Origin of the sequence: Pseudomonas sp. NFPP12 (assembly GCF_900103205.1) — a bacterium.
Classification (GTDB): domain Bacteria; phylum Pseudomonadota; class Gammaproteobacteria; order Pseudomonadales; family Pseudomonadaceae; genus Aquipseudomonas; species Aquipseudomonas protegens.
In genome coordinates this window covers 853,153-862,058 of record NZ_FMWW01000004.1, presented here as the reverse complement: position 1 = coordinate 862,058, position 8,906 = coordinate 853,153, and the positions used below count along the sequence as shown (strand labels likewise).

At 57.0% G+C, this 8,906-nt stretch carries 9 protein-coding genes; 4 read left to right on the top strand and 5 right to left on the bottom strand.

All coding sequences use genetic code 11. The features are described from left to right. From BLS75_RS32650 to BLS75_RS21115, 3 genes are all read left to right on the top strand, one after another. Positions 1-2,505: hemagglutinin repeat-containing protein (locus BLS75_RS32650; protein WP_239690683.1), on the top strand; the 2,505-nt coding region annotated here is incomplete at its 5' end. Next, positions 2,506-2,781, top strand: coding sequence for a hypothetical protein (locus BLS75_RS21120; RefSeq protein WP_072451708.1), 276 nt, complete (start codon positions 2,506-2,508; stop codon positions 2,779-2,781). It abuts the gene before it with no gap. A 788-nt stretch (positions 2,782-3,569) separates the two neighbouring features. Next, a complete protein-coding gene (locus BLS75_RS21115; protein WP_041774104.1) occupies positions 3,570-4,151 on the top strand; it encodes a hypothetical protein in 582 nt (193 codons plus the stop codon). Positions 4,152-4,292: 141 nt separating this feature from the next. Here BLS75_RS21115 and BLS75_RS21110 read toward each other — a convergent pair whose 3' ends face one another. Both BLS75_RS21110 and BLS75_RS21105 read right to left on the bottom strand, forming a co-directional pair. Continuing rightward, positions 4,293-5,240: an AraC family transcriptional regulator gene (locus tag BLS75_RS21110; protein WP_072451707.1), complete on the bottom strand. Its 948-nt coding sequence runs from the start codon at positions 5,238-5,240 to the stop codon at positions 4,293-4,295. Between the two features lie 117 nt (positions 5,241-5,357). Further along, positions 5,358-6,101 (bottom strand): DUF899 domain-containing protein, encoded by a 744-nt coding sequence (locus tag BLS75_RS21105; RefSeq protein ID WP_072451706.1) that lies wholly within the window; start codon positions 6,099-6,101, stop codon positions 5,358-5,360. 197 nt (positions 6,102-6,298) lie between these two features. Between BLS75_RS21105 and BLS75_RS21100 the strand changes: the two genes are divergently transcribed. Further along, complete coding sequence (locus BLS75_RS21100) at positions 6,299-6,691, top strand: hypothetical protein (protein ID WP_011059899.1); 393 nt, start codon at positions 6,299-6,301, stop codon at positions 6,689-6,691. A 7-nt stretch (positions 6,692-6,698) separates the two neighbouring features. On the opposite strand, the gene BLS75_RS21095 is transcribed toward BLS75_RS21100, so the two are convergent. The 3 genes from BLS75_RS21095 to BLS75_RS21085 all read right to left on the bottom strand — a co-directional run bounded on the left by BLS75_RS21095 (position 6,699) and on the right by BLS75_RS21085 (position 8,739). Then, on the bottom strand, positions 6,699-7,568 hold the full coding sequence (locus tag BLS75_RS21095; protein ID WP_072451705.1) for a DUF6279 family lipoprotein: 870 nt from the start codon (positions 7,566-7,568) through the stop codon (positions 6,699-6,701). 65 nt (positions 7,569-7,633) lie between these two features. After that, the gene (locus tag BLS75_RS21090) at positions 7,634-8,353 is read right to left on the bottom strand and encodes a TorF family putative porin (RefSeq protein WP_011059901.1); all 720 of its coding nucleotides are present in this window, start codon (positions 8,351-8,353) and stop codon (positions 7,634-7,636) included. 197 nt (positions 8,354-8,550) lie between these two features. Beyond that, positions 8,551-8,739 (bottom strand): hypothetical protein, encoded by a 189-nt coding sequence (locus BLS75_RS21085; RefSeq protein ID WP_016962619.1) that lies wholly within the window; start codon positions 8,737-8,739, stop codon positions 8,551-8,553. Positions 8,740-8,906: the final 167 nt, after the last annotated feature.

The following is an 8,906-nucleotide window of genomic DNA, read 5'->3' as shown; positions in this document are numbered from 1 at the left end:
AACAACGACGTGACCGTCAAGGGCAGTCAACTGAGTGCCGGGCGCGACATCAACGTCAAAGGGCGCGACGTCACCCTGGATGTGGCCAAAGGCAGCATCAGCGAGGAAACCCGCAACACCGAGATGTGGGGCGGCATCCACGGCGGCACCAGCGGCGGCTTCAAGATCGGCGTCGGCGGCAGCTTCGGCACCGCCAGCACCGAGAGTAGCCAAGGTTCCTCCACTGCCACCCAACTGGATGCCGGGCGCGACATCAACCTCAAGGCCAGCAACGACCTGAACCTGATCGGGACCCAGGCCCAGGCCGGACGCAACATCGACCTGGATGCCGGCAACGACCTGAACATTCGCGCCGCGCAGAACGACCACAGCAGCGAGAACAACCGCAACAGTGGTGGTGGGGAAGTCGGCTTCACCTTCGGCTCGGAAGGCGTGGGCGTCTACGCCAGCGTCAGCATGGGCAAAGGCAATCTGGAGCGTGAAGGCGAGCGCCAGCAAGAGGCTTATCTCTATGCCGGGGACCGGCTGGGCTTCACCAGTGGCAAGGACACCAACATTTCTGGTGCCAACCTGCGTGGCGATGAGGTTATCGGGCGTGTCGGGGGGGACCTGAACATCGCTTCGGTCGCCGATACCGGCAAGGTCAAGGGCAAGGAATTCGACATCAGCGTCACCGCCACCTTTGGTCCTGCTCCAGGGCTCAGTGGCTCGGTCGGCTATGGCCAGACCACCGGCAAGACCGACTGGGTTGAAGAGCAAACCCGTATTACTGGCAAGAACAAGGTCGATATCCGCACCGAAAACCACACCCAGATCGATGGTGCGCTGATCGCTGCCGACAACGGCAACCTCAAGCTGGACACCGGCACCCTGGGCTTCAGCGATATCGCCGGCAAGGACAAGGAACACGGCTATTACCTGAACGTGGGCGGCACCTACAGCTCCGGTAGTGGCACCACACAAGACAGCAGCCAGGTGGGTAAAGGCAAGGAAGGTGAAACCGGCTGGAGCGTCAGCGGCTGGGACTACCAGAAGGACCGCGAGCAGATCGTGCGCGCCACCGTCGGGGCGGGCGAGATCGTGGTGCGCAAGGATGCCGAGACCGGGGCCGATTCAACGGCCGGGCTGAATCGGGATGTGAGCAAGGCGTATGAGATCACTAAGGATGAGGAGTCGCGTACGGATTTGTATGCGAGCAGTTCTTCCCTTGGAGCGGTGGCGAGCCCGAAGAAGACGTATGAGCAGTGGAAGAAGAATGTTGAGTTGTATGGGGAGAACAGTCGAGACGCGATGTTAAAGCTCGACGAGCTTATGGCCAGTATGGTCGTGCTACTTACAGCGGGAAGCGATATCGAATTTGCATCCAGGCACGTGAACAACGTGCTGGTGATCCGTGAAAACGCTCGAAAACTCGTCAGCAAGGATGAGAACAAACGTGCGGAGGGCATGGATTATCTGATCCGGTCCAAAGTCGGCGAGGCGAATGGGGAGGCTGCAAAACTTCTTTTCGCTCGGATGAAGGATATTGCCCGCGAGAGCCCGGAGAAGTCACTTGAGCTAGCAGAAATGTTGGCCAGTTTGAAGAACCCTTCAAATGGATCGCTAAATCTCGCTGCTGCTCCTGGCGTAGGAATGATGGGGGCCTTAGCGCTTGCGCTGGTTTACTCAGGAGCGTCACCCCAGACTCAAGAAAATATGCGTAACACAGCCAACTCGGTTGTTGAGAGCGCTAAAAAGTCAGGTGGTGTTGCAAAGGAAGAGGTGCAGAGGCAGCTAAAAATTTCGATCGGCCTTTGGGAGTTGATAACCCTCACTACGTTTCCAATTCACCTGCTTGATGATGAAAACCGAAAGCTGGTCAATCCGATTGTTGATGCATCAGGATGGAATCCTGCCAGTGGAGGCTACGCTGAGGGTGGCGGAGTTATTACAACGCCGCATACCGGCGGTACTCAGCTGGATGGAGTGCAGAAGGATGGTGCCTATGTGACTCCGGAGCACAAGCTAAGTCCGGGTATTGTGTATAGTGAAAAGGTATCGGAAAAAGGAACTGTGACCATTGCACAGAACCTCCCTGATAGTAGATTGCCTCTACAAAAAGAAATTGATATTGCTAATATTCTTGCCGAAGAGCGAGGGGTGAGTGTTCTGTTGAGAGGCTCTAATACACCAAGTGGTGACGCGACTATTCGTTTGCCAGATGGCACAAGGCTTCGTGCAGAGTTTAAAACTTTTGAAACTCCAGATGCTCCGGTGTCAGAGCTGACGGATAATCGTATAAAGAGAATATTTGAGCGAAATATTAGTACCGGGAGTTCGCAGCTTAATGGTTTTCCAAGTGCGGTGGTGATTGATGCGCGTGCATTGAGTTTGTCATCTGAGCAGGTTGCTGGCTATATAGATAGAGCTTTAAATAACGTGGTGCCGAAGCGTCCTGAGTTGGAGCAGGTTTTTGCAATCACACAACATGGGGTTATTCAAATGCCGATTGTGAGAGGGAAGTAAATGGGTACGTATTATTATTTGTGCTGCAAAACTTGCCGAATTTCATTGAACTTAGGAAAAAAGCTGGCGAAGGAAGGGGAGCGATTAGTTGTTCAGGGGGTCTACTCTGATAAGGAAAGGGCTTGGCTCAATGATAAGCGTGCATGGGATATTATTCAGGCCTTTTTTCAGCAGCATGAAGGGCACGATTTACTATTCGTTAATGATGACGACTTTTCGCAGATCCAGTTGTATGACTATGTTGAAGGAGATGACTTTTTGGAGGGGGGAACTTGATTGGTGGTTTTTTTCTATAATAACAATTTTTGTTATGGTTGCTGCATAAGGTTCTAAAGGGCGTTGCATGTTGGATGCAATTGGAGATGTCCGTAGCCTAAATAGAGAGGAGAGATATGATGGCTGTTGGGTACTTTGAATTTGCTTTGGTTTTTGATTAAAGAATAGTAAATGTTTGTGGATAAATGGTGAGGCGATATTCCTGGATATAGTGGGGAAGGGGAGGTTTTAGGCGGATTTTCTAACTGTTTGTTAGGAAGGGTAGATATTGATTTGTTGTTGGTTGGGTTTTTTCGTTTGCTCTCGGAAGTTTAGTCGTGGGCTAGTGAGGTAAGAGTTTTTGGTTGTAAGGGTGGTGGGCGAGTAGAGATTTGGGAAGATGATATCTTTATATTGTTTGGGTTTTGAGAGATTATCTTTATTTCTGATAGAGGAAATTATATATCTTGCCGCTAACTTTGATTGTAACTTGGTGTTGTTTGGTAGTGGGGAGATTTTTGAGCCAAAACTGCCCTTGGTTGTGGAAAAGGTAAAGTAGCCTAACGCTTTTTTTTTTGTGAGGAGCTAGCTGGTTTTTTCGATGCTCTAGTTTTGTGGGGTGAAAAATATAGTTGGAAATTATTGGGTTTGGTGTTGTTATATGGTCTTCAAAATTGGCGTATTTTGGCCTGAATTTACTCTTGTAGTGGTTGTTTTGTTGAGCTCTTTTTATAGCGGATTAATTAGGTCTGTACGCGTCGCTAAGTTTTTCTCAGTTGTTGTTGAAAACCTCTCAAGGAAGATCCGTCATGCGTCTGTTGTCTCTGCTCTTCACCCTCGCTTTGCTCGCCGGTTGCGCCTCCACCCCGGACTATTACATCTCGCCCAAACCGGTACGGATTCCCGCTACCGCCACTTACTGGATCGACACCTTCAACCTGCAGTTGGTCGGCGAGAGCGAGCGTTTTCTGCCCGAGGACAAGTTGCGCCAGCAACTGGGCATGGAGTTGATCCGGCAATTGGGCAATGCCAATCGTTACGCCGCCACCAAGGACAGCGCCGACTACCTGCTGGATGTAGATGCGGTGTACAAGCGCCGCCTCAGTGATTCCCAGGGCGGGCTGGTGTCGATGGTCGTCGATGACAATACGATCCTTGCCAGTGTCGACTTTGGCTACAAGGTGCAGGTCAAGCGCGACGGCGCCGAGGTGTTGCATTTCGCCCAGGAGCGCAATGGTTTGCAGCCGGCCGGGGCCATGGGCCAGTTGCGCAATATGAAGACCATGTTGGGGGCGATCACCAACAGCGGTAATTCGGATGTGGAGAACTTCTACATTCGTGCTCTGCCGAGGTTCATCGTTCGCGATATCACGGCCATTCCTTCTCGTTGAGTGAGTGTGTGGGGGGATTGTAGGAGCGAGCTCGCTCGCGATGAGCGCCAGGGCGTCGCGTTCTTTCAATAGCGGCGCGTTATCGTTGGCGTTGTTCGCGAGCGAGCTCGCTCCTACAGGGGGATCAACGTGCTTTTTGGGTTATAGCTTTTTCACCGGAATGCAGATCTCACACTCCAGCTCCCCGGTCTTGACGTCGTAGAAGGCATCCCCCAGGTAGCGTTCGAAGGCCGGGCGCGGGTCGAATTGCAGGCCGCTCTTGGGCAGCCAGTCGCGGCACAGTTCGATCCAGGCGTCGGCGATAGCCGGACCCAGGCCGCGGTAGTGGGCCACGGCGTAGAGGCCGCCGGGCAGGGTGGTGACGACGGCCGGGGCGCTGGCCTTGAAGTCTTCGGGCACTTCCACGCAGGCGTCGTAGCGGCATTTGTCGGCGGGGGTGAGGTCCGGGTCGTCGTGGCCGATGCCGTAGCGCACGCGGTTGAACAGCTGGTGTTCGAGCATCCACGGCGCGGCGGTTTCGCGCCAGAAAATGCCAATGCCCGGGCCGTAGGCGCCGATATAGCGCAGGTAGGCCACGCGGGTGGCGGGTAGTTGCTGCAGGGTGACCTTCATCGCGGTTTCCTTCAGGTGAATGAAGGCGTCAGGATCGTCGAAGGCGGGGATGTGGGTCTGATCAGGATTGCGCAATTCACGCAGGCGGCGTTCGCGGATGTCGTCCAGGCGGCGGTGCCAGCGTTTGGGCTCAGTATCGCGCCAGGTGCTGGGGGAGACCGAGAAGTGCTGTTTGAAGGCCCGGGAAAATGCCTCGCCGGAGCCGAAGCCGACTTCCAGGGCAATTTCCAGCACTGAGGCCGAGGGGCGGCTGGCCATGAGGTAGGCGCCGCAGGCCAGGCGTCGGCGGCGCAGGTAGGCACCCAGGGGCTCGCCGACCCAGGCGCTGAACAGGCGGTGGAAGTGGTAGGGCGAGAAATGTGCGACCCGCGCCAGGTCCGCCAGCTCCAGGGGTTGGTCCAGGTGTTGGTCGATATGCTCCAGCACCCGGCTCATGCGCAGGGTGTATTCGTGGAGGCTGTGATAGGCGGCGCTCATGTCTACAGCTTAGTTGGCTGGGTGGGTCGTCACAGTCTGCCGCAGATTTGTGCCGTTTGTGAGTGCGATTCGCCGGCAAGCTGGCTCCTGCGGCAGGTTCTGCCGGCGAACAGGTTCTCAATCGTCACAACAGCAACTGCTGCTCTTGCCCTGGGCCGTTGCCTGGTAGCGATCGTGGTGCCGGACCCAGCCCATGATCTGCTCTTCGTTGCGCCCCTTGGGCGTCAGGTCGAGGAAGTTGTAGGCCCCCAGCAACAGGTCCAGCCCGCGGGCATAGGTGGAATAGGTGTGGAATATCTCACCTTGCGGGTTGCGGTAGAACACGCTGAGCCCGGGCAACTCCTGCTCATCGCCACTGGCCTGTTCGTAGTTGTAGCTGGCAGTGCCCTGGGCCAGTTGCTCGGCGCTGAGGCTGACGCCGAAGTCCTGGTTGAAGTCGTCGCCGGCGCTGGAATACCAATCGAAATGCCAACCCATGCGCTGGCGAAAGGCCTGGAACTCGGCATAAGGGGCGTGGGAGATGGCCACCAGCGCTACATCGTGGTGGGCCAGGTGCTGGTTGGCGCCATCGAAGTGGTCGGCGACGAACGAGCAGCCCTTGCAGCCTTCCTCCCAACCTTCGGCAAACATGAAGTGGTAGACCAGCAGTTGGCTGTGGTCGCCAAACAGATCGGCCAGGCCCAGCGGGCCATCGGGGCCATGAAACTGATAGGGCTTGTCGATTTTTACCCAGGGCAGCGCCCGGCGTTCGGCGCTGAGCTGGTCGCGCTGGCGGGTAAAGGCCTTTTCGTGGATCAGGTGCTGTTTGCGGGCTTGCAGCCATTGTTCCCGGGAGACCACGGGATGCTCGGTAACGGACATGACATCTCTCCTCAAGGCAGTGGGGGCGATGGGTCTTACACACGCTAGTCGTTTGGCGCTGGAGTGGATCGACAAACCGCCCAGCGGTTTTCCGATCAGGGGGCGGCGGCCTAGGGTGGATTTCCTGAACGGCTGAATGGCCTGCCGGTCACAACTTGTGAAGGCATTTCATTCGCTTGTCTGGAGGTTGAATCAGGATGACGACTTATAACTGGGATCTGATCGAACGACTGCTGCACGAAGTGCAGAACGGCGCCGGCCACAGCTTCACTCCGCGGCCCTATGCCGAGCAGCATGCGGCGGCCAAGGCGGCGGAAGGCGAGCCCACCGGCAATCTGGATGACCTGAAAGTCACCGCCACCGAGTACGAAAAGTTACTGCTGGACCGGGGCTTTATCGAAAGTCGGCCGGAAGAGGAGGGGGGCAATGGCGAGAACTTCGTGCTCACGCCCCGTGGTTCCAGCCTGCTGTGCCTGATCGACAGCAGCATCCCGGGCAATGATCACCCGCGCCAGGTGCTGGATGAGCAGGCCGATGCGCTGGATCCGGCGACCTTCGATCAGGTGGCCTCCAAGGCCCAGATCGCTTAGGTTGCACCTAGCCCTGGCGGGCGTTCTGCAGGCATTTGAGCTCGGCGAAGTCCTTGCGCACTCCGTCGATTTTCTTCAGCAGGCGCTGGCGCTGGGCCGGGGCGCTTTGTGCCATCAGGTCCACCAGCAGGCTGCGTGCGGCGTGTTCGGTGTGGGCGTACGCTTGGCGATAGTCCGGCGTCCATAAGCTCTCGCGGTGTACCAGCAATTGCTCGATACGTTGTGGGAAATCGCTGTTTTGCCGTTGCTCCACGGCCGCGCTGAATTGCGCCTGCCAGTGGGCTCGGTTGGCGATCCACTGCTGGTTCTGCTCGCCCAGGCTGCTAGACCATTGTTCCACCCGTTGCTGCTGGCTCGGGCTTAGGGAGCCGAGCCAGGCGTTCAGGCGCTTGCTCATGCGTTGGCTGCGCTGCTCTATCTGTTGCGCCAACGGCGGCTTGAGGTATTGCTCCTGGTGTTCCTGCAGGTCCTTGGCGAAGGCGGAATTCATCTCTTTGACTTGCTGGTCGTTCAGACCCTGGAGCAGCTCCACGGCGGACGGGGCGATCTGCCGGGCGGTTTCGGCGATGGCTTGCTTGGCTTCCCGGGTGCGCTCTTGCAAGCCCTGGTCGCTGACCTGGTTGTTCTGCACCATCAGTTGCAGACGGTCGAGCCAGTCCAGGTAACCTGGGAGCTGGGTGGTGCAATGCCAGCTCAGGTGCTGCTGCAGGCGCTGGTTGAACCAGCTCTTCTGCTCGCTGTTCATGTCCAGGTAGTCGTTGAGGTTCCAGGGAATGATCACATCCAGGTTGCGATAGGCCAGGCCGACCCGGCTACAGGCGCCCAGCAGCAGGCTGATGATCAGGAGCGGAATGAGGAGGTGCCAGCGGCGCGCCATGTTCGAGTCCTTGCGAGTGCGGGTTGCTGTATCTGAACCCTGAAGGTGCCTCGCAGTTCAGACGTTCAGTAGAACGCCCGTTCGGCCTTGAAGGTGAGCAGGCCGTCGCATTGCGGGTTATGCCCGGAGTAGGCGCTGCAGTCGTTGCCGCTGAGGCTGGAGTCACTGTAGATCAGGTTCAGGTCGATCCCCAGCCAGGGGCGCGAGAGCTTGATCGACCAGTCATTGAAGCCGGCCACGTAGCCGCCGTCGGCGATCGAGACGCCATTGTTCAGTTGATGGGTGGTGTATTTGACGCTGACGCCAATGCCGAACGGTACGTTGCCACCCAGGTCAGCGAACAGGGTGCTGTTGCGTTTGTCCGGGTCATTGCTGAACGCCGCGCCGAAGCGGCTGCCGAGCAGGGTCAGGCCGCCGTAGAATTCCTGGCTGTCCTGGGTCCGCAACTGCGGGTAGTTGTAGTGGATCATTCCCAGTTCGTAGCCCAGGGTCTGGTCGAAGGGCTGCTTGAAGCCCAGGTAGGAATCCACCTCCAGTTTGCTGGAGGGGCTCAGGCCCATGCTGGGGGCCCACTGGCCGGCATACCAGCCACTGTCGTGGCTCAGGTCGAGGCCGCCGTGGAACGAGCCGCTTGAGGACGGCTTGACCAGGCCCTGGGCCATGCTGCGGCTGGGGCTGGTGCCCAGCTTGAGGTCGAAATCCCCCAGCTCGCGCTGGAAGATTTGCCCATGGGCAATGGGGCAGGCCAACAGCAGGCTGCAGGCCAGCAACGAGGATTTGAGCATGCAGCACTCCCTGAACTGCGCGGAGTGACAACCTGAAAGGCGGCTGAAACGATTGATCTAGAGGGGGTAAAGGATACCGGCGAATGCCATTGGCTGAAGGCCGTTCGTCGATTTGCTGGTAGTTGGGAGGAGAGCGGGTGCCAGTCCTAGCGCTTTGAGGGCAAAGCGCTAAGGGACCAGGATAATGCGCGGGGGAGTTACTTCTTGCCCAGGCTGATCTGCTTGGACGGGCCGAAAGTCTGGCCGCTGACGCCTTTGGCGATCTGCTGGATTTCGCCGCCCGATTTCAGGAACGCTGCGATCTGTTCGTTGATCGATTCACTGGTTTCAACGGCGGGAGCTGGTTTTGCTTTGCTGTTGGAGGCTTTTACTCGCATGGCGGCCATTTAACCTTTCGGGAAAATTAATTTGGCCAGGCATCTTATCAGAAATACTTGACAATTGCTTGGTAAATATCCCCTGGAACAGAAAGGCGCTTCCTGCTGTTTTTCCTAAGTTTATTTTTCGGATATTTTCCTAAGTCGCTGTTTTAACTAAGGACCCATCGAAAAAA